Source organism: Moraxella sp. (genome assembly GCF_024227015.1).
Lineage (GTDB): Bacteria > Pseudomonadota > Gammaproteobacteria > Pseudomonadales > Moraxellaceae > Moraxella.
In genome coordinates, this window is record NZ_JAAELD010000272.1 from 1 (window position 1) to 19,136 (window position 19,136).

Genomic DNA, 19,136 nt, shown 5'->3' on the forward strand with positions numbered 1-19,136 from the left:
GCCTTAGAATTTGACGGTTATATCAAGGCGATTTTGGATGACAAACGGACAAAACGCCCTGATGATGTGACCTTTGAATTGATGAACGACGTGGTCATGCTGCCACAAAGCGAGCGAGTGATGAGCAATGAAGAGCTTATCTCACTCATTCGTAACTGGACGGTGGGCGAGCTGTCCACCATGTCGTCAGCGGTCGGGATTATTTTTGAATTTTTTATTCATCATCCCGATATCTTGACTCATCTAAAAGCCAACCCCCAAGACATTGATAATGCCGTCTTAGAAATACTGCGTTTACACGACCCGCTCATCACCAACAGACGACGCACCACTTGCCCTGTCACTCTACATGGCGTGGACATTCCCAAAGACGCCAAAATCACGATTAACTGGCAGTCCGCCAACCGTGACCCTGAAGCCTTCCATCAGGCAGACAGCTTTGAGCTACACCGCAACCAAGCTAACAATCTGGTCTATGGGCATGGCATTCACGTCTGCCCTGGTAAGCCATTGGCACAGCTTGAACTGGGGCTGTTAGTAGAGTGCTTGGCAGAGCAGGTAAGTAAGATTCGCCCTGCGTCTGATGACTATTTTGACCATGCCATCTATCCTGCGTCAGGTTTTAGTCGTTTGGAAGTCGTACTAAGCTAAGCCATCGCCATGCCAAATAAAACACCCCAAAAGCCAGCTGCTCTTGGGGTGTTTTATTACTCAGTCCTAATCGGTCTTAATTATTACCAAATATCAGACTTAATTTTCGCCTTCAATTCTGGATAATCATCAAGCTTAAACTCTGGCTCAGCGACACCAGCTTTAACTTGCTTGGTGTAATCTTTGACCAAGATAAAGACATATTTTGACAGCAGAACGATGGCGATTAGGTTAATAAAAGCCATAACACCCATCGTCAAGTCGCCCATGTCCCACACAACAGCGACCTTCGTCACCGCACCAAAGTACACAAAGCCAAGCACGATGATACGGAATAAGGTTAATACCACGGTGTTGTTTTTTAGGAACTGCATGTTCGATTCTGCATAGGCATAGTTGCCGATGATGGTCGAGAATGCAAACATGAACAAAATAATCGCCAAGAAGTACCGACCCCAGCTGCCCACGTGCGCCTCAAGTGCGGCTTGGGTAAGCTGCACGCCTGATAGGTCGGCAACATTCTGCGGCATGGTCGCAAGCAAAATCACGAACGCTGTGCACGAACACACGATGAGTGTATCTACGAACACACCAAGCATCTGGATTGTGCCCTGCTCGACAGGATGCTTAACACTCGCTGCTGCTGCGGCATTCGGGGCAGAACCTTGACCTGCTTCGTTAGAATACAGACCGCGCTTGATGCCTTGCATCATGGCGATAGACACCATCGAACCGAACAGACCGCCGCCCGCTGCCTCAAAGGTGAACGCCTTGGTAAAGATCAATCCGATAATGCTTGGAATCTCGGTGATATTAATCACAATGATATAAAGCGTAACCAGCAGATAAATCGCCGCCATGATCGGCACGATAATCTCAGCGATCATCGACACACGCTTAATACCGCCAAAGATAATCGGTGCTGCCAACACCACGAGCAGCGCGCCAATGCCATGCTTATAAAGCTGCCAATCACTTTGGCAAGCATCCGTCTCGCCCACACAGCCCATTGCTGACTGAATCGACAGCGTGATGGTGTTTGATTGGATGGATTGATACACAAAGCCAAAGCAGACGATCAGCGCCAAAGCGAACACAAATCCAAGCCATTTTTGTCCAAGACCTTGCTCGATGTAGTAAGCAGGACCCCCACGGAAACGCCCTGTTGTCTCATCTTTGATTTTGAATAACTGAGCCAAGCTAGATTCCGCCAATGCCGAGCACATACCAATCAAAGCGATTAGCCACATCCAAAACACCGCGCCCGCACCACCGATACCGATGGCAAGCGCCACGCCTGCGATGTTACCCACACCCACACGACTTGCCAAGCCTGTAACGAACGCCTGAAATGCCGAGATGCCTTGATTTTCATCATGACCTTTACGGCTGCCAAGCATGGTTTTGACGCTCTTACCGAACAATCTAAACTGCGCAAATCCGGACACCACAGTAAAGAACAAACCTGCCGCAATGAGCATCCACAAAAGCACATCCCACAAAGGCGCGCTAAACACATTTACCGCACAATGCAGCCCATCCACAAAGGTTGGCTGCGCCATGCACGAAAATAGATTGTTATACATAATTCCACTCCATAAACTCCAACGCTTAATTGCGTATCGTCAGTCCCATCAAAAAGGCGACAAATCCAGAAGATTGTCGCCTGTCGCCATCAAATCGCTTGATCTATTAGCAATGGGTATGAATTTATTATAAACACTTTGTAATCGGCTTGCAAATTTTTTAATATGCCAGCAATACTGTTAGGCTGCTTCTTTAGGTTCTTTTAAGCTTAAAAACCAATGCAACAAGATCGCCGTAAACGTCGCCGTACCGATACCGCCCAGATTAAAGCTGCCAATCATCAAGCCAAAATCGCCCGTGCCCAAGATGATGGTCACTGCCGCTACCATGAGGTTTTTGTTATTGGCAAAATTAACACGGTTATCAATCCAAATCTTCGCCCCGGCAATGGTAATTAAGCCAAACACCACAATGGATGCACCCGTCAAAACGGGGCTTGGGATGGTCTGAATGAGCGCACCAAATTTAGGAGACAGCCCCAAAAATACCGCAAACACACCCGCGATCACAAAGATGATCGTAGAGTAAACACGAGTCACCGCCATCACGCCGATGTTCTCGCCATAGGTCGTCATGCCAGTACCGCCAACACCTGCGGACAATGCCGTCGCCACGCCATCCGCCACGAATGCACGTCCTAGATATGGCGTTAGATTCTCCCCGGTCATCGCGCCAACCGCCTTGATGTGACCTAAGTTCTCAGCGACCAAGATAAACGCCACAGGCGCAATGATAAGCATGGCATTAACATCGAACACGGGCGCAGAGAAATTCGGCACACCAAACCACGCTGCTTTACCAATCACACCAAAATCAATCGGCGCACCCAGCCCAAAACCATTCGCCACGATAGCATAGATGATATAAGCAAGCACCAAGCCAAGCAGCAGCAATAGACGCTGCATGAAACCACGACTAAACACCGCAATCATCCCCATGCACAGCACGGTCACCAGCGTCATCCACAGCTCGAACGGCTTGCCTGCGACATTTGACACTGTCACAGGCGCAAGGTTTAGGCCGATGATCATCACCACCGCACCCGTCACCACAGGGGGCATGAGCTTCTCAATCCACTTGGTGCCAGTACCCATCACGATGAACCCGATCATAGCATACAGCACGCCACAGGCGATGATGCCGCCGAGCGCCACGCCAAGATTTGGGTTCGCCCCAGAGCCCGTCGCGTGCGCCGTCGCAGCCGCTACCACACCGATAAACGCAAAAGAAGAACCCAGATAGCTAGGCACTCGCCCGCCTGTCATGATAAAGAATAAAATCGTACAAATACCGCTCATCATGATGGCAAGATTGGCATCAAAGCCCATCAACAAAGGTGCCAGCACCGTCGCCCCGAACATCGCCAGCACATGCTGAATGCCCAGCATGATGCTTTGAGAAGCAGGCAAATACTCATTTGTCGCCACAGGCTGTGTGTTGATATCGCCTTGATAAGGCTGCCATTTTGGAAACCAGCTCATGTTAAAACCTTTTCTAAATTTTCTGAATTGTAATTTTGAGTATTATATCCACAGCGATTAAAATTACCAGTATTTTTTAGTGAACTTTTGCCAAATCTGCCCTTTTGTCTTATAATACCCTGTTATTTGATTTATTGACACAAGAGCCACCGCCATGACCGACCAAAAAGACTACAAAAACACCCTAAACCTTGCTGACACCCCTTTTCCCATGCGCGCCGATCTCGCCAAACGCGAACCAAAATGGCTAGACGAATGGGAAAATGACGCACTATATAAACAAGTTCGCGAAGCTAAGCAAGGCCTGTCCAAATACATCCTACATGATGGCCCTCCATACGCCAACGGTCAGATTCACCTAGGGCATGCGGTCAATAAGGTCCTAAAAGACATCATCACCAAATCAAAAAACCTATCTGGCTTTGATGCGGTCTATGTGCCTGGCTGGGATTGTCACGGTCTGCCGATTGAACAAAAAGTAGAACAACAAGTCGGTAAAGTCGGTCAAAAGGTAAACGCCACTGAATTTCGTAAGCTGTGCCGAGAATACGCCACCAGCCAAATCGAACTTCAAAAAGCGGACTTTAAACGCCTGGGCGTGCTTGGTGACTGGGATAACCCTTATCTCACCATGAATTTTAAGCAAGAAGCCAACATCGTACGCGCTCTAGGCAAGATCTACGATAACGGTCACATCGTACGCGGCATGAAGCCTGTGAACTGGTGCCTAGACTGCGGCTCTGCACTGGCTGAAGCTGAAGTAGAATACCAAGACAAGACGTCTGATGCGATTTTTGTCGGTTTTGAATTGACCGACATCAAAGGCGCTACCCTGAATGAGCCGGCATTTGCTGTTATCTGGACCACCACACCTTGGACGCTGCCTGCCAACCAAGCCATCTCTGTCAATCCACACGAGAATTACAGCTTTATCAAGACCGCTAAGGGCGTTCTACTGTTGGCCAGTGAACTTGCGGAGAATGTACTAACAGAGCTTGAGCTTGATAACCTAGGCGAGATTGCCACCGTTAAAGGCGATGCGCTAGAGCACAGCCTTGCTCAGCATCCGCTTATCGACGATCGTCAAGTGCCACTCATCCTAGGCGAACACGTCACCACTGACAGCGGTACAGGTCTTGTACATACCGCCCCTGCTCACGGTGTGGATGACTATGTCGTCGGTAGCAAATACAACCTACCGGTTGAAAACCCTGTGGGCGATACCGGCGTATATCTGGACAACGCCAAAGTATTCGTTGGTGAGCACATTTATAACGCTCAGCCAAAAATCATCGAAACTCTAGAAAGCACCGGCAACCTACTTAAGCACAGCAAAATCCGCCACAGCTATCCGCATTGCTGGCGACACAAAACACCGATCATCTTCCGCGCTACTCCGCAATGGTTTATCAGCATGGAAAAAGGCGGACTGCGCCAAAAAGCCCTAGACGACATCAAAAACGTCACTTGGACACCATCATGGGGTCAAAACCGAATCGAAGCCATGGTTGAAGGTCGTCCTGACTGGTGTATCAGCCGTCAGCGTACTTGGGGTGTGCCGATTGCATTCTTCACCCATAAAGAAACAGACGAGCTGCATCCACAGACATCAGAATTAATCGAGAAAGTCGCCAAAGTCATCGAACAAGGCGGTATCGAAGCATGGTTTGACGCTGATGCCAGCGACTTTTTGGGCGATGATGCCAAAGATTACAACAAAGTCACCGACACGCTTGATGTCTGGTTTGACTCAGGGACGACGCATTTTGCGGTGCTTGACCAAGACGACAGCCTAACCAACCCTGCCGACATGTACCTAGAAGGCTCAGATCAGCATCGTGGCTGGTTCCAGACATCGCTACTAACCAGTGAAGCAATCTACGGCCGCGCACCATTTAAACAGGTGCTGACACACGGCTTCGTCGTGGACGAAAAAGGCCACAAGATGAGTAAATCTCTTGGCAACATCATCGAACCACAAAAAGAGATCGACAAGACAGGTGCGGACATGCTTCGCCTGTGGATCGCTTCTGCCGATTATCGCTATGAGATGAGCGCAGGTCAGAAGGTGTTCGCGGGCGCGGTTGATAATTATCGCCGTATTCGTAACACGCTGCGCTTCTTGCTTGCTAACACCAGCGATTTTAACCCTGCGACCGACAGCGTTGCATTAGATGAATTGGTCAGTCTTGATAAGTTCATCCTGCACCTTGCCAAGGACACCCAAGACACCATCGTGAAGTCTTATAATGACATGGATTTCCACCAAGTCGTTCAAGCGGTATCCATGTTCTGCTCGCAAAGCCTAGGCGGATTCTATCTTGACATCATCAAAGACAGAACCTACACCACCAAGGCAGACGGCAAGCCAAGACGTTCCGCTCAGACCGCCCTTTATCACATCGCTCAAGCGGTGGTGCGTTGGATTGCTCCTATTCTACCATTTACCGCCCAAGAAGCATGGGGCTTTATCCGTAGCGAGGACGCGCACAAATACGTCTTTGCTGATGAGTGGTATGAGCTGCCAACACCTGCCATGACTGACATCACTGCCGATGACTGGAAGGCGATTTTGGATGCCAAAGATTTGGTGAATAAAGCCATCGAAGAAGCTCGCGGTGACAAAATCATCAGTTCCAACCTAACTGCCAAAGCAACCATCACCGCAAATGACGCAACCTATAACGCCCTTGCCAAGCTAGGCGATGAAGCGCGTTTTGTATTCATCACCAGTGATGCCACCATTACCCAAGGCGAAGGTTTTGGCGTTGTGATTACGCCTGCCGATGGTCAAAAATGCACCCGCTGCTGGCACATCCGTACCGATGTAGGCACTCATGCTGACCATCCAGAGTTGTGTGGACGCTGTGTTACCAACGTGGACGGCGCCGGGGAGACTCGTCAATATGCCTAACCAAGTCAATGGCAAAGGCGCAATGAAGTTTTACTTGATTGCGCTTGCTGTGCTCATTCTCGACCAGCTGACCAAATATTATTTTAACAGCACCTTTGAGTTACACGAGACGGTAGATGTGATACCGCCCGTGCTCAATTGGACGCTTGCTTATAACTATGGGGCGGCATTTAGCTTCTTGGCGAATGCAGGTGGCTGGCAGAAGTATTTTTTTGCTGTTTTAGGTTTGGCTGTGTCTATATTCATCATCAGCTATCTGCGCCAAATTCCCAAAAATGCCAAAATCCTATCATGGGGTCTGGCTTTGGTGCTTGGCGGCGCGATTGGCAATGTGATTGATCGCTTCTTGCATGGTTATGTGATTGATTTTATTCATGTGCATTATGCCAATGTATGGCACTATCCTGTGTTTAACATTGCCGATATCGGCATCTGTGTGGGCATGGCGCTCGTGGTATGGGAAATGCTATTCTTAGAAAACAAACGCAAAAATCAATCCTAAAACAAAAAGGGCGAATAATCCGCCCTTTTTTATCGCTTTTAGATTACTTAAACCAGTCAATCAATCAAAATAATTTGCGGATTGGATAGTTTGAGGTGATTAAGTCGGGATAATGCGCCAATCTAAAAACCCCTATTTCTTAAGATGACTTCCAGCTCATTTTCATTGCACGCTTCGTCTTTAGCGCACAAGTTGCGTAATGAATCAACGTTGTCTGGATGGACATATGATTTTTCAAAATATATTATAATGGGTAAATATGCAACGCCTTCTATAGCTTGACCATCTTCATCCCTAAAGGGGTGAAAAGATGAACGCAACACTAATCTTCTGACTCGTTTAAACACTTCCTTATCAGTGCCCGATAAATCTTGAACTCTTTTTACTTTGCCTTCTTTATCTATTGTCATGCGTATTTCGATATAAACATCACATTGCTTAAAATACGCCATGTCAATATCATAACACTTGCCGTTATTGTAGTGCTCAATCTGTGAAAAATCGGGTCTCTTTTTGAAATAAGCAGGGCTGGCGATGGCAACATTTACCAAAAGCATCGCCATGATTGTTAAGATAAATTTATTCATGATGGTTCCTTTATTCATTCTGATATCGTCATTTTTGGCGATGCGGATGGACTTGGGGTGTTTTACTATAAAGGCGGCTTATGGTAAACTAGCGCTTATTTTAACACTGGAAGCTTTATGAATATTTTACCCAGCGAAGAGATTCGCATCGCCGATGGCAGTACTGTCGAGCTGCACTTTGAGGTCAGCCTGCCCAATGGCACAGTCATCGATTCGACCTTTGGACGCGATAAGCCCGTTACTTTGACAATTGGCGATGAGAGCTTACTGGCAGGATTTGAGCAAGTATTAATCAACCTAAAAGCAGGCGACACTCGCACCGCTCATCTGCCACCCGATCAGGCTTTTGGCGATTGGAATGGCGAGAACGTACAAAGTTTTCCCCGCGCCAAATTCAGCCTATCCGAGCCAAATCCCGTGGTTGGCATGATGATGGAATTTGCCGACAAAGGACAAAACACCCTGGCCGGCGTCATCAGCGAAGTGACCGAGGATGAGGTTAAGGTGGATTTCAACCATCCATTGGCAGGACAAGATGTGTTATTCAAGGTAAAAATCTTTAAAGTCACGCCAAAAGGCGAGAACGGACTAAAGTTCGTTTAAGCGACAATCATACACAAAAAAATCGGACAACGCAGCGCTGTCCGATTTTTATTATGCCTTAAGCACTCGCTTATGCAGATCGGCCAAGCCCTCTTCCATTGCTTTTTGAAGTTCGGCGGTCAGCTCACTGCGCGTCTTATCATTTGGATAGATGGGCTCAAGTGCCAGTACATAGGCCGTGATACCCTTACTGTCAGCGACACGGCGCAGACTGTCCGCCATCGTCCGCTTGCCATAATAAGCAGCATCGTCTGACAGACTACCGTCCTTATCGACATAAGCAACCACAACAGGACAGATAGGCAGACCTGTGTCTAGTGCTGATTGTAGCAGCTTGCCATAGATTTTTTTGATTTGTTTACCATCTGTGGTGGTCGCCTCAGGGAAAAACACCACCGAAGACCCACCACGCAAGAAATCAGAAATCTGATCACTCACGCCGCCGACATCACCCGAGCCACGCTTAATGAATAACGTTCCGCCTGCCTTAGCAAGCTTACCAAAAATGAACCACTCGCCAATCTCAGCTTTGGATAAGAAGAACACTGGCGCAACCGAGCCTACAACAGGAATATCCAGCCATGACACATGGTTAGACACCCACAGGCCATGCGTCTGTGGCACAGGCTCAACCTGAACGACCTGAACGCCGAATGAGTTTGCCATCTTGCGGCAGAAGGTTTGGATGTATTTTGGCAAAATATCTCTGGGCGGTGCATTGAACGCCCCAATGCGCTTGGCAGTGCGGTAACCACCCGCCAAAGTTGCGCCCATGCCGATGATTTTTTTGCCGCGATTTAATTGAGTCTTAATAAAACCTGCCATAATCTCTTCTGCCGTTTTTAGAATATGCTAAAACTGACCATGCTATAAAACTTTTGATCAAATTGCAAGTACTTAGTAAACAAATATTCACAATAACTATCAAAAATAAAAAACACCGCCCTTGGGCAGTGTTTTATCATGGTTACGAAGTTGGTAACGGTGGTGGTAGCTCATCCACTGGTGGCGCTACTGGTGCAGCGGCAGCGATGGATGGAACATCATGTTGATAATCTTTAGGCTCACGCGGCTCCTCACCATTCATGATTTGCAAAAACTGCTCACGGTCGATGGTTTCCCATTTCATCAATGCATCAACCATGGCGTGCATCTTGTCATGATTCTCATCAATCAGTTTATATGCCACGTCATATTGCTGTTCTAGAATGCGGCGAATCTCATCATCAACTTTTTGTTGAGTAGCTTCTGAGATGGTGCGAGTAGAACCCCCGATATAGCCGCCATGCTCTTCTGCTTCATAGACCATGATGCCCAGATTGTCGCTCATGCCGTATTTGGCGACCATGGCGCGTGCCATTTTGGTTGCACGCTCGAAGTCGTTCGATGCTCCGGTTGATTGACGATTTACAAAGATCTCTTCAGCGATGCGCCCACCAAATAGGATAGACAGCTCATTCAACATCTTATCTTTATAGTTGCTCACCGCATCCTGTTCGGGCAGCTGCCATGTTACACCCAGCGCCCAGCCACGTGGCATGATTGTCACCTTGTGCACAGGATCGGTGTTCGGCAGTAGCTGCGCCACGAGCGCATGACCTGCTTCATGATAAGCGGTCGCGCGGCGCTCGTCTTCACGCAGCACCATCGATTTGCGCTCAGGACCCATGTACAGCTTATCTTTGGCATCCTCAAAGTCATTCATGTCCACGTGGGACTTATTACGACGCGCCGCAAATAGCGCTGCTTCATTCACTAGGTTGGCAAGCTGAGCGCCGCTAAAGCCAGGTGTGCCACGAGCCAATGCATTCACATCAACACCGATGGTCTGTGGCAGCTTCTTCAAGTGTACATTAAGGATCTGTTCACGACCTTTGATGTCTGGCAATCCTACCGACACTTGACGGTCAAAACGTCCAGGGCGAAGTAGCGCTTTATCAAGTACATCCACACGGTTCGTCGCAGCGATGACAATAACACCATCATTACCCTCAAAGCCATCCATCTCAACCAACAGCTGGTTCAGTGTCTGCTCACGCTCATCGTGACCACCGCCCATGCCCGAGCCACGATGACGACCAACCGCATCAATCTCATCGATAAAGATGATGCAAGGCGCGTTCTTCTTGGCTTGTTCGAACATGTCACGAACACGGCTGGCACCAACACCCACGAACATCTCAACGAAATCAGAGCCCGAGATCGAGAAAAATGGCACCTTCGCCTCGCCTGCGATCGCCTTAGCAAGCAATGTCTTACCAGTGCCAGGAGGACCGACCATCAACACGCCACGCGGAATGGTCGCACCCAGCTTGGTGAATTTGGCAGGATCTCTTAGAAAATCAACAATTTCAACAACTTCCTGCTTAGACTCTTCACAGCCTGCGACATCTTCAAAGGTGACCTTAATCTGATCTTCTGAGAGCATTTTGGCTTTAGACTTACCAAAGCTCATCGGATTACGACCACCCATGCCACCGCCAGAGTTGCCGCCGCTCATACCACGCATGAGCAGCCAGAATAGACCGATAATAAGTAAAATCGGGAAAGCCGCGATAAGTAGCTGAGAGCCCAAGCCTTGACGCTCAGGCATGGTGCCTTGCACCTCAACATTATGCTCACGCAATAATGGCATCAGCTCATCATCACTGATGGCAGGACGCACAGTCTCAAACTCTGAGCCATTTACTTTCGTACCCGAGATCTCTTCGCCATCAATCTTCACTTCCTTGATCTCACCTTTGGATACCGCGGTGACAAATGACGAATAATTCAGCTGATCAGCATCGGCATTGGTACGGTCAAGATTGCTAAAAATCGCAACCACCACGCCGATAATCACCAACCATAATAAGGTGCTTTTTACCATATCGCTCACTAATTTTTCCTATCTCAAGCGCCAAGCCTATTGGGCAACGCCTTATTGTTTAATTTACCTGTTTTATATGTGGATACTTGCTTTAAATTCAAGCCAAGGAGCGGCTATTTAATCGCCACCCAGAACATCTCTTTTGATCGTGGGCGACTTGCCGCAGGCTTGATGCTTTTGATTTTGCTGAATTTTTTTTGCATATCAGCACGCAGTTCAGCCGAGCCCTCGCCTTGGAATACTTTCATGATCAGCGCACCACCCTCAGGCAGCACCTTCAGCGCAAAATCCACCGCAAGCTCACACAAGTACATCATACGCGGCATGTCCACGGCGGACATCCCAGAGGTGTTGGGCGCCATATCGGACAGCACCACATCAACACGACGGCCGTTCACTTCTGCCATGATCTGATCAAAGACCTCTTGTTCGCGAAAATCACCCTGGATGAAAGTCACATTCTCAAGTGCATCCATCGGCAAAATATCCGACGCAATCAAAATCCCATCATCGCCGACGAGCTGACCTGCCACCTGGGACCAACTTCCCGGTGCCGAACCTAAGTCCACGACAGTCATGCCTTTTTTGATGAGCCCTGTTTTTTCGTTAATTTCTAATAACTTATAAGCAGCACGCGCTCTGTAGCCGTCTTTTTGTGCTTTTTGCACATAATAATCATCGATGTGCTCTTTCATCCAGGCGCGGCTTGATTTGGAGAACTTTTTGTTGGTGATGCGAGTTGCCATAACTGATGTTAATTCTGATGTATTTTGAAAAGTTAAACGGATAACAGCCTAGTTTACCATTTTTATGCGATAATTTGGGATAATTTCTGCTATAATGTCATTAATTTAGCAAATTTTTTATTTTGGAAATATTTATGAGTTCAAAAAAATCCAAGACGCAAGACCTAAAAGAGCTGCGCGGCATCGGTCATCGTCTAAATCCTGTCGTCATCGTTGGCGGCAGCGGTCTAACACCGACCGTCATTGAGGAAGTGGCGCGCGCTCTTGATGATCACGAATTAATCAAAATCAAAATCCCAGCAGGCTCAAGCGATGAACGCAAAGAATGCGCTAACGCATTGGCTGAGGCCACCGAGAGCGAAGTCATTCACCACATCGGTCGCATGGTGCTGCTGCTACGCAAGAACCCAGAGCCAAATCCTAAGCTGTCGAATTTGGCACGTTTTGGCTATTAAAATCATCCTAACACCAAAACCGTTCGCTTATGAACGGTTTTGTTTTTTATGAGCATATTTCATGATTACTCTAAATCATCAAAAGACCTTTTGGACAGATGCCAACTCTCCTGATATACGCCTGTTTAAACTTACCCCTACTGCCGACAATGTTCCAAGCATCTGTGTCGCAGTCAGCACACAGGGTGGCGCACTACAGCTTAGTTATCAAGTGCACTCTTGTGATTGGTTCAATGTGCCTAGCGGCAGATGCGCCAATCCTACACGTAAAGACTTCTTATGGGAGAATCATTGTCTAGAGTGTTTTTTTGAATTACAAGGTGATGATAAACGCTACTTTGAGCTGAATTATTCGATGGGAGGGTTTTATAATCTCTATCAGTTTGACGATTATCGTACGCCGAATCACCTACCGCCTGTGTGGACAGATGGGCTTGTGGTGACACAGTCAGACTTAAGCGACACCGAGACGGTTAGATATTATCATCTAAGCGTTACACTAGACGACATCACCAACATGACGATTAGCAAAATCAATCCTACCGCCATCTTATATCGTGATGGCGCGCCGATTTTTTATGCTGCACAACATGCCAATCCGCCTGATTTTCATGATAAGGCCTTTTGGCAAGATATTTAAGCCTTTCCAATATCATTTTGATGCATAAAAAAAAGCCGACTAATTGTCGGCTTTTTTAATATCACGAAATTACTGACCGTTAAAGGCAAGCATAGTACCAGTGTTGGCACTTGCGTCAGTGTAACGAGTGTCGCGCCATACGGTGTAGCCATTATGCTGGCTGTATGGGCTGAACTTGGTTTGACGGTAGTCAGACACCCATTGGCTGCCATCATAAATCTGGATGTGTCCATGAGGGTTGCGTGAGGTACGGTTAAATACCACCACATCACCAACTTGCGGCTCGTAGTTGTCGCTGCTGATCTTGGCGAAGCCAGCACCAGCTAGAGTACCGTGCGCATACTGATACGCAGATGGTTGTGGTGTGAATTCATAGCCTGCCGATTGTAGTGCTTTACGAACATATAAAGCACAGCGACCGATACTTCTACCGTGTGCCGTACGTGATGCAGCTCGTGCTGCGACGCTTGGTGCGCTGCTGCTGGTAAGCTGGGCGGTGATAGAAGGTGCTTGATAAGATGAGCTAAGATTCGTCGCGTTAGAAAGCGGGCTTGAGATTGATACGGCGTTAGAAACAGTATTTACAGGTTGTTGAATGCGTGATACAGGAGCTGGTGCAGAAGCATGGTTCAATGCGATTAGCTTATTGATTGCATCATCGATATTCGTTGTCGTATTGGGCGTGCTGCCAACATTCACAACGTTGCCTTGGGCGATTTGAATGCTGTTTGATTGAGCGGCGCTTGTTTGTCCAAAGGTCAGTCCAACAGCCGACATCAGCCAAAATACTCTTTTCATAAACTTTCCTCGCGCTTCCAAGATGTACATTGGCATTGCCCCTTTATCTTGTCTTGGTTGCGTCTGTATGGGTTTTGATTAAAAGCTCGTGATCAGCGACGTACATCCTAGTGCGCTAGTAAATTACCTTGAAATCACACAACACGAACAATACACACAATAACAAAAGCTTTCACATCGCCTAAAAAATCGTATGATTTGGTTGGTAATCTGCTCATAAGGCATGATACACTTGCTCTGCTGGACACCATGTCCATGGCTTTTTTGTTGTTAAGGTGAGATATGTCTGATTTAACAAATTTCGATCATGTGGATGATTTATTCTTAAAGAATAACCAACCTAACCATCTGGCAAGCCAACTTGAGAAACAAGCGGCGGCTGGAATGAAACTTCCTGCCCATTTGGTGAATCAGTTAGAGCATTTGCAATCTTGCACCGCTTTAGTGCAGCAAGCGCTAAAGCCACTGCTACCTCAAGAAATGCTACAAGAATGTACCGTTGCTCACGCTGATCGACATCGCCTTACGGTGGCTCTGTCATCATCTACGGCTGCTAATCATCTGCGCTATCTTACTGCAAATTGTGTTCAAGCTTTACGCGCCTATGATGAGCAATTTTGTTATATAGAAGAGTTTCGGGTGATTGTCACACCAAAACCCATCCAATCAGACTCTCGCCAAACCAGTTCAAAAAAAACCTTAAGCGAAAACACGAAGCGTATTATAACCCAAACTGCCTCGACTGTCATCCATGATGACCAATTAAAACAAGCCCTGCTACGCCTAACCAAAGACAATTGAGTAAACATACGTTCATTGTGGTATGTGTGTCAAATATTGCTGCAATAGTTATTTCATTGTAAAGTTTTGTAAACATTTGGCAGATTTTTTGTAGCTAAATAAGAAAAAATGTTATTTGCAAATCAAGTATTCCGCCCCGCCCTATAGACTGATAAAAATGAGCACCCTTGCGCAACGCTTGATAAACTCAAAGATTGACCATCAAAAACAAAACCCATCTGATTAAAACATCAGATGGGCTTTTGATTTTAGCAATTGGCAATGACTTATTTATGACAAATTCGCCGAACCTTACTCAAGATTTGCCGGCGTCTTACTTGGTGAAGTGCCGAAAGCTATTTATTGCTAAAATCAAACAAAAATAATCGGCTCTAAATACTCGATTGGCGCGTCTTTTCTGTTACAAAAATTTACAATTTCATAGCTACTTTCGTCAGCCAATACCGCACGAATGAGCATATTATTGACCGCATGACCTGATTTATACGCCGAAAAGTGCGCCAAAATCGGATGTCCAATTACAAATAAATCACCCACTGCATCAAGTATCTTGTGGCGGACGAATTCATTGGGGTATCTTAGCCCCCCTTCATTCATCACCGACGTGTCATCGAGCACCACAGCATTATCAAGGCTACCACCCAATGCCAAATTACGCTCACGCAGATACTCAAGATCTTTTAGGAATCCAAAGGTGCGCGCCTGCCCAACCTCGCGAGCAAAATTCGCAGTATTAAAGTCAAGTGTGGTTTTTTGGTCGGTGGATTTGATCGCTTCGTGATTAAAGTCAATTTCAAAATCCATCAAAAACCCATCATCATAAGGCGTAAACTTCGCCCATTTGTCGCCATCTTCAACGCGTACGGGTTTTAGGATTTTGATGAATTGCTTAGCTTTATTTTGTTCTTTGATGCCTGCTTCATGGATGAGATATAAAAAAGGTGCTGCCGAGCCATCCATGATAGGAATCTCAGGCGCATCGACCTTGATGATCAGATTATCCAGACCGCAGGCCGCCACCGCTGACAGCAGATGCTCTACCGTGCCAACACGTGCATCGCCCTGCACCAGATTCGATGACATCATCGTATCCTGCACCAGATTGGCACTCATAGGAATGCGCGCGCCATCCAAATCCGCACGCTCAAAGACGATACCCGTGCCAACGTCAGCAGGCGAAAGCGTCAAACTGACTTCTTTACCGCTGTGCAGTCCGATGCCGGTTGCTGTTATCTCGTTCGCAAGGGTGCGCTCATATACCATAGTTATTCCAAATGTTACAAATTATATTGCAAATAGTGTACCACTTAGTCGCAATTTTGTCATCTATCACCCATGCAATTGCATTAAACGCCATATTTGAAATAACTGGATGAATATCTTGGGGTATTTAAATTAAGGGCAACTTCATTGAGCTGCACCAAAATGCATTTAATATTTAGTTTATTACAGTTGAGCAAATACAGCAATCAAACCACTACAGGCTGATCCTTATCAAACTCTTGGATTAGCTTATTGATTCTGCCAATGAATGCCTTCTCTCTTTCGGTAATATCTTTCAATTTACCCCTCATTCCTACTTCACTCTCTGTGCCATCACTCGATTTTGAACTCCGAAGCTCAATCCCATCAACAATGAAGCGCGATAGGCCCATTCTTTCTTCTAGATCAAATAAAGACTTGCTATAAGACTTGGGATGCCCCACTCCTTCATGGCAGACTGACAATGGATAAATCAATCCACCAAATAACAGATTCTCGCCATAATACTGCATATAGGTATGAATCTGATAAAAGTCGCTGCGATCCAGATCTTGACTATTCATTGTCATTTTTTTAAATTTAGCATCCAGCACAATTACTTTTTCGTTGTTTTTTAACACAATATCAGGATAAATATTCCTACCATAAAAACGCTCTTGATAGAGCTTGATTTTTTCTTGGCTATACACTTTCCAATCATTCAAGCCTTGTGCCAACAGTTTCTCCAAGTAAATCTCAAACAACTGCGAAATATCGAACAAATAGCCATAAGTCTCGTGCTTGGCTTCTTTTTGTGATTTTAAATCCAAATCTTTTAAGGTGATTTCAGCATATTCCAAAGTCTGACGAAAATGGGCAAACATTGGATTATTTAGCACTTTATGATTTTTGGCATTTTGAAGAGTTAATTGCGTGAAGTACTTTCCCGAATATTGTATCTTTAGCTGCTGATAGATATTCATTACCGGCTTTAAGGCATCAACGCCAAATGCCTTTTTTAACTTCTCACATGCCAAATATAGTACGTCAACAATGGGCTGAATCTCATTCAGTTCTCGATATTGACTGCTGATTTTACCCATGAATGGAATGTCCTGCTTGATATGTGCTTTCATATCAAGCGCGCCACGCATTTTATAATCGTGCTGCCGTTTTTGCTGATAGGCTTTTGGCAGCCCTAGGGTTGATGCGCGCTCCAATGCATGGATAAATAAATAGCACAAAATATGCTGAAAAGTATTGGCTTTATTTTTCTTTTCCGCCGCGGTTTGAGCAGTATCAATATAAATATTATTCAAAAAATTAAGCATGCGGTTCAAAAAAACTTCACCGTAATCACAGGTAATATTAAATTCACAGCCTTTATTATATACCACGCCGGCAAACAGCCCAGTCTGTACGAAATATTGATGATCTTCATTTGGGTTTTCACAGCGGAACAACTTAAGAATTAACCGCTCTTCTTTTTCCAAGTCATCTTTAACTGGCTTAAAGCGAAAAATTTTAAGCGACGTCAAGGATTCATGTCGAGTTGTTATTTCAAAACCTGGCTCAAACAGACCTTGAAATTTATTAGATTTCTTGTCTTGGGTTGTTACATGAATGCCTTGTATATCATTAACCTTATTCACCCATCCGCCATCGCCAATGTCTGCATGCTTGATTGGTCTTTCCAGATGGTAGTTATAATTAGTCGGAACTGTTAGCTTCACTTTGATCAGCTCCCTTTGAAGACTTATTCACTAAAGGCTTTTTAAACACATCTAAAGCTTCTTTTAACTTCTTCTCTATTTCGCTCTCAGAATAAAAGGCGCGCAAATACTCCTGGAGCGTTGGACGCAAATATAGCTCAAAAAGATCCTCTAGATTCTTTTCGGTTATATCCTGCTGATTTGGATTTGCAATCGAAGAAATTTTCATAAAGAAAGAATGGCCAAATTCATAAGATAAGCCTAAGCCTAGATCTTCGGCAATGTATTTATTTAGCGCCGAGGCACATTCAGCATAATCTTTGATATTACTAAAATCTTTATCATTATGTTTGCAGTGACTGATTAATACCTTCTCATCATAACCCTTATGAATCCATTTAAAACGCCTGCGTAGTGCCAAATCAAAAGCATCAATACTCTTATCCACATCATTCATCATGCCGATAAAAAATACATTATCAGGCACACCAAACTTTGAATGCTTGTTCCCTTCATCATCTTCTATGATTTCGTATGCCAAATGCTTATACTTCTTTTCATCCTTTGCAATCAAAGAATCTAGCAATGCTGAATATTGCGTACTGATTAGATTTTCACCAATAGCTTCGGCATTATCATCAGAATTCTTAGAAACCTTGTGGCGATATGAACTCTCAAGCAGGGATAAGGTCTCGCCGAATACAGCCGATAAATTAGCACGGTTAATCTCATCAACGATAAAATAGTAGTTATTATCAGGATCCTTTTTGGCTCGGATACAGAATGACTTAAAAACACCATTCACCAACTCAAGCTTGACACCTCCCTTGTCGTCAATACCATTTGGCTTAATACCATCAATAAAGTCTTCATAGGTGAATGATGGATGAAACTGGACATATTCATATCGCGAACTATTGCCCTCGCATAGATACTCAATATTCTTTTTTACAGTATAGGTTTTACCCGTACCTGGGGCACCATAAAAAATCATGTTTGGGCTTTCTTTATCAGCAAACTGTTTAAAATCAGGATCCTCCAAATCCCAAAGAAATTTTGAGAGTTGTACAATTTTGTATATATCTTCAGCCTTGCAACCCCCCAGAAGAAATATCGATATTAAACCCCTCTCTGAATTTCTCAAATATTGCTTTATTTATCTCCATAATATTCTTTTTCTCATCATCCTTACCTATGTATTTTTGATAGATAGACTTTAGCACTCCTTTTGAATATATATGCACAAACTCGGTCGGGTGTGATAATACAGCCAACTTCATCAAAGTAACTTTTGACGTATAATTATCAAACCTTTCTTTCATATCTTTCAATACTTCAGGGGATTTATTCGTGACTATATGGCGAAATAAGGGCAAGATATTGTCTTTATAATATTCCTCTTCTCGGATTTTGTTAGGCTTACCAACTCTGCCTCTGCCCTTCACAAAGTAGCTACCATCTTCATTTAGCTTAACACAGAAATACGTTGCATTACCAACAAAAATACTACCAAATACCGAGCTGCCATTCTCAAGGAAATTACACAGA

17 protein-coding genes and 1 pseudogene are annotated in these 19,136 nt (G+C 45.4%); 7 read left to right on the top strand and 11 right to left on the bottom strand.

What is annotated here, in order from left to right:
* Positions 1-651, top strand: a 651-nt coding sequence (locus GY683_RS06300) for a cytochrome P450 (RefSeq protein ID WP_297287934.1), incomplete at its 5' end; no start/stop codon positions are given.
* Between the two features lie 83 nt (positions 652-734).
* On the opposite strand, the gene GY683_RS06305 is transcribed toward GY683_RS06300, so the two are convergent.
* Both GY683_RS06305 and GY683_RS06310 read right to left on the bottom strand, forming a co-directional pair.
* Complete coding sequence (locus tag GY683_RS06305) at positions 735-2,213, bottom strand: sodium:alanine symporter family protein (RefSeq protein WP_297287948.1); 1,479 nt, start codon at positions 2,211-2,213, stop codon at positions 735-737.
* A 204-nt stretch (positions 2,214-2,417) separates the two neighbouring features.
* Positions 2,418-3,719: a solute carrier family 23 protein gene (locus tag GY683_RS06310; RefSeq protein WP_297287935.1), complete on the bottom strand. Its 1,302-nt coding sequence runs from the start codon at positions 3,717-3,719 to the stop codon at positions 2,418-2,420.
* Positions 3,720-3,873: 154 nt separating this feature from the next.
* Here GY683_RS06310 and ileS point away from each other — a divergent pair, with 154 nt between their 5' ends.
* Positions 3,874-6,633 (top strand): isoleucine--tRNA ligase, encoded by a 2,760-nt coding sequence (ileS, locus tag GY683_RS06315; RefSeq protein ID WP_297287936.1) that lies wholly within the window; start codon positions 3,874-3,876, stop codon positions 6,631-6,633.
* Positions 6,626-7,135, top strand: a complete 510-nt coding sequence (gene lspA / locus GY683_RS06320) for a signal peptidase II (RefSeq protein ID WP_297287949.1) — start codon at positions 6,626-6,628, stop codon at positions 7,133-7,135. Before ileS ends, lspA begins: the two co-directional genes overlap by 8 nt.
* 122 nt (positions 7,136-7,257) lie before the next feature.
* Here the strand turns inward: lspA and GY683_RS06325 are convergent, their stop codons facing one another.
* On the bottom strand, positions 7,258-7,722 hold the full coding sequence (locus GY683_RS06325) for a hypothetical protein (RefSeq protein ID WP_297287937.1): 465 nt from the start codon (positions 7,720-7,722) through the stop codon (positions 7,258-7,260).
* 117 nt (positions 7,723-7,839) lie between these two features.
* On the opposite strand from GY683_RS06325, the gene GY683_RS06330 reads away from it, so the two are divergent.
* Complete coding sequence (locus GY683_RS06330) at positions 7,840-8,325, top strand: peptidylprolyl isomerase (RefSeq protein ID WP_297287938.1); 486 nt, start codon at positions 7,840-7,842, stop codon at positions 8,323-8,325.
* A gap of 51 nt (positions 8,326-8,376) precedes the next feature.
* On the opposite strand, the gene GY683_RS06335 is transcribed toward GY683_RS06330, so the two are convergent.
* The 3 genes from GY683_RS06335 to GY683_RS06345 form a co-directional block, all read right to left on the bottom strand.
* On the bottom strand, positions 8,377-9,150 hold the full coding sequence (locus GY683_RS06335; protein WP_297287939.1) for a 1-acyl-sn-glycerol-3-phosphate acyltransferase: 774 nt from the start codon (positions 9,148-9,150) through the stop codon (positions 8,377-8,379).
* A 142-nt stretch (positions 9,151-9,292) separates the two neighbouring features.
* Entirely contained in the window at positions 9,293-11,194 is a 1,902-nt protein-coding gene (gene ftsH / locus GY683_RS06340; RefSeq protein ID WP_297287950.1) for an ATP-dependent zinc metalloprotease FtsH, read from the bottom strand.
* A gap of 113 nt (positions 11,195-11,307) precedes the next feature.
* Positions 11,308-11,940 (bottom strand): RlmE family RNA methyltransferase, encoded by a 633-nt coding sequence (locus GY683_RS06345; RefSeq protein ID WP_297287940.1) that lies wholly within the window; start codon positions 11,938-11,940, stop codon positions 11,308-11,310.
* A 134-nt stretch (positions 11,941-12,074) separates the two neighbouring features.
* Here GY683_RS06345 and GY683_RS06350 point away from each other — a divergent pair, with 134 nt between their 5' ends.
* Complete coding sequence (locus tag GY683_RS06350) at positions 12,075-12,395, top strand: YhbY family RNA-binding protein (protein WP_297287941.1); 321 nt, start codon at positions 12,075-12,077, stop codon at positions 12,393-12,395.
* A 61-nt stretch (positions 12,396-12,456) separates the two neighbouring features.
* On the top strand, positions 12,457-13,035 hold the full coding sequence (locus GY683_RS06355) for a hypothetical protein (protein ID WP_297287942.1): 579 nt from the start codon (positions 12,457-12,459) through the stop codon (positions 13,033-13,035).
* A 69-nt stretch (positions 13,036-13,104) separates the two neighbouring features.
* On the opposite strand, the gene GY683_RS06360 is transcribed toward GY683_RS06355, so the two are convergent.
* Positions 13,105-13,833, bottom strand: coding sequence for a CHAP domain-containing protein (locus GY683_RS06360; protein WP_297287943.1), 729 nt, complete (start codon positions 13,831-13,833; stop codon positions 13,105-13,107).
* A gap of 282 nt (positions 13,834-14,115) precedes the next feature.
* On the opposite strand from GY683_RS06360, the gene GY683_RS06365 reads away from it, so the two are divergent.
* On the top strand, positions 14,116-14,634 hold the full coding sequence (locus GY683_RS06365) for a DciA family protein (RefSeq protein WP_297287944.1): 519 nt from the start codon (positions 14,116-14,118) through the stop codon (positions 14,632-14,634).
* A 351-nt stretch (positions 14,635-14,985) separates the two neighbouring features.
* On the opposite strand, the gene lpxC is transcribed toward GY683_RS06365, so the two are convergent.
* From lpxC to GY683_RS06385, 4 genes and pseudogenes are all read right to left on the bottom strand, one after another.
* A complete protein-coding gene (lpxC, locus tag GY683_RS06370) occupies positions 14,986-15,897 on the bottom strand; it encodes a UDP-3-O-acyl-N-acetylglucosamine deacetylase (RefSeq protein WP_297287945.1) in 912 nt (303 codons plus the stop codon).
* A 206-nt stretch (positions 15,898-16,103) separates the two neighbouring features.
* Positions 16,104-17,609, bottom strand: a complete 1,506-nt coding sequence (locus GY683_RS06375; RefSeq protein WP_297287946.1) for a hypothetical protein — start codon at positions 17,607-17,609, stop codon at positions 16,104-16,106.
* Positions 17,587-18,732 (bottom strand): AAA family ATPase, encoded by a 1,146-nt coding sequence (locus GY683_RS06380; RefSeq protein WP_297287947.1) that lies wholly within the window; start codon positions 18,730-18,732, stop codon positions 17,587-17,589. The genes GY683_RS06375 and GY683_RS06380 overlap by 23 nt, the downstream gene beginning before the upstream one ends.
* A pseudogene (locus GY683_RS06385) lies at positions 18,674-19,136 on the bottom strand (hypothetical protein); the annotation flags it as partial. The pseudogene GY683_RS06385 and the gene GY683_RS06380, both read right to left, overlap by 59 nt.

Excerpts from the sequence above, each read along its gene's own strand:
- GY683_RS06305 (WP_297287948.1), bottom strand. The coding sequence starts at position 2,213 with ATGGCGCAGCCAACCTTTGTGGATGGGCTGCATTGTGCGGTAAATGTG.
- GY683_RS06310 (WP_297287935.1), bottom strand. The coding sequence starts at position 3,719 with ATGAGCTGGTTTCCAAAATGGCAGCCTTATCAAGGCGATATCAACACA.
- ileS (WP_297287936.1), top strand. The coding sequence starts at position 3,874 with ATGACCGACCAAAAAGACTACAAAAACACCCTAAACCTTGCTGACACC.
- lspA (WP_297287949.1), top strand. The coding sequence starts at position 6,626 with ATGCCTAACCAAGTCAATGGCAAAGGCGCAATGAAGTTTTACTTGATT.
- GY683_RS06325 (WP_297287937.1), bottom strand. The coding sequence starts at position 7,722 with ATGAATAAATTTATCTTAACAATCATGGCGATGCTTTTGGTAAATGTT.
- GY683_RS06330 (WP_297287938.1), top strand. The coding sequence starts at position 7,840 with ATGAATATTTTACCCAGCGAAGAGATTCGCATCGCCGATGGCAGTACT.
- GY683_RS06335 (WP_297287939.1), bottom strand. The coding sequence starts at position 9,150 with ATGGCAGGTTTTATTAAGACTCAATTAAATCGCGGCAAAAAAATCATC.
- ftsH (WP_297287950.1), bottom strand. The coding sequence starts at position 11,194 with ATGGTAAAAAGCACCTTATTATGGTTGGTGATTATCGGCGTGGTGGTT.
- GY683_RS06345 (WP_297287940.1), bottom strand. The coding sequence starts at position 11,940 with ATGGCAACTCGCATCACCAACAAAAAGTTCTCCAAATCAAGCCGCGCC.
- GY683_RS06350 (WP_297287941.1), top strand. The coding sequence starts at position 12,075 with ATGAGTTCAAAAAAATCCAAGACGCAAGACCTAAAAGAGCTGCGCGGC.
- GY683_RS06355 (WP_297287942.1), top strand. The coding sequence starts at position 12,457 with ATGATTACTCTAAATCATCAAAAGACCTTTTGGACAGATGCCAACTCT.
- GY683_RS06360 (WP_297287943.1), bottom strand. The coding sequence starts at position 13,833 with ATGAAAAGAGTATTTTGGCTGATGTCGGCTGTTGGACTGACCTTTGGA.
- GY683_RS06365 (WP_297287944.1), top strand. The coding sequence starts at position 14,116 with ATGTCTGATTTAACAAATTTCGATCATGTGGATGATTTATTCTTAAAG.
- lpxC (WP_297287945.1), bottom strand. The coding sequence starts at position 15,897 with ATGGTATATGAGCGCACCCTTGCGAACGAGATAACAGCAACCGGCATC.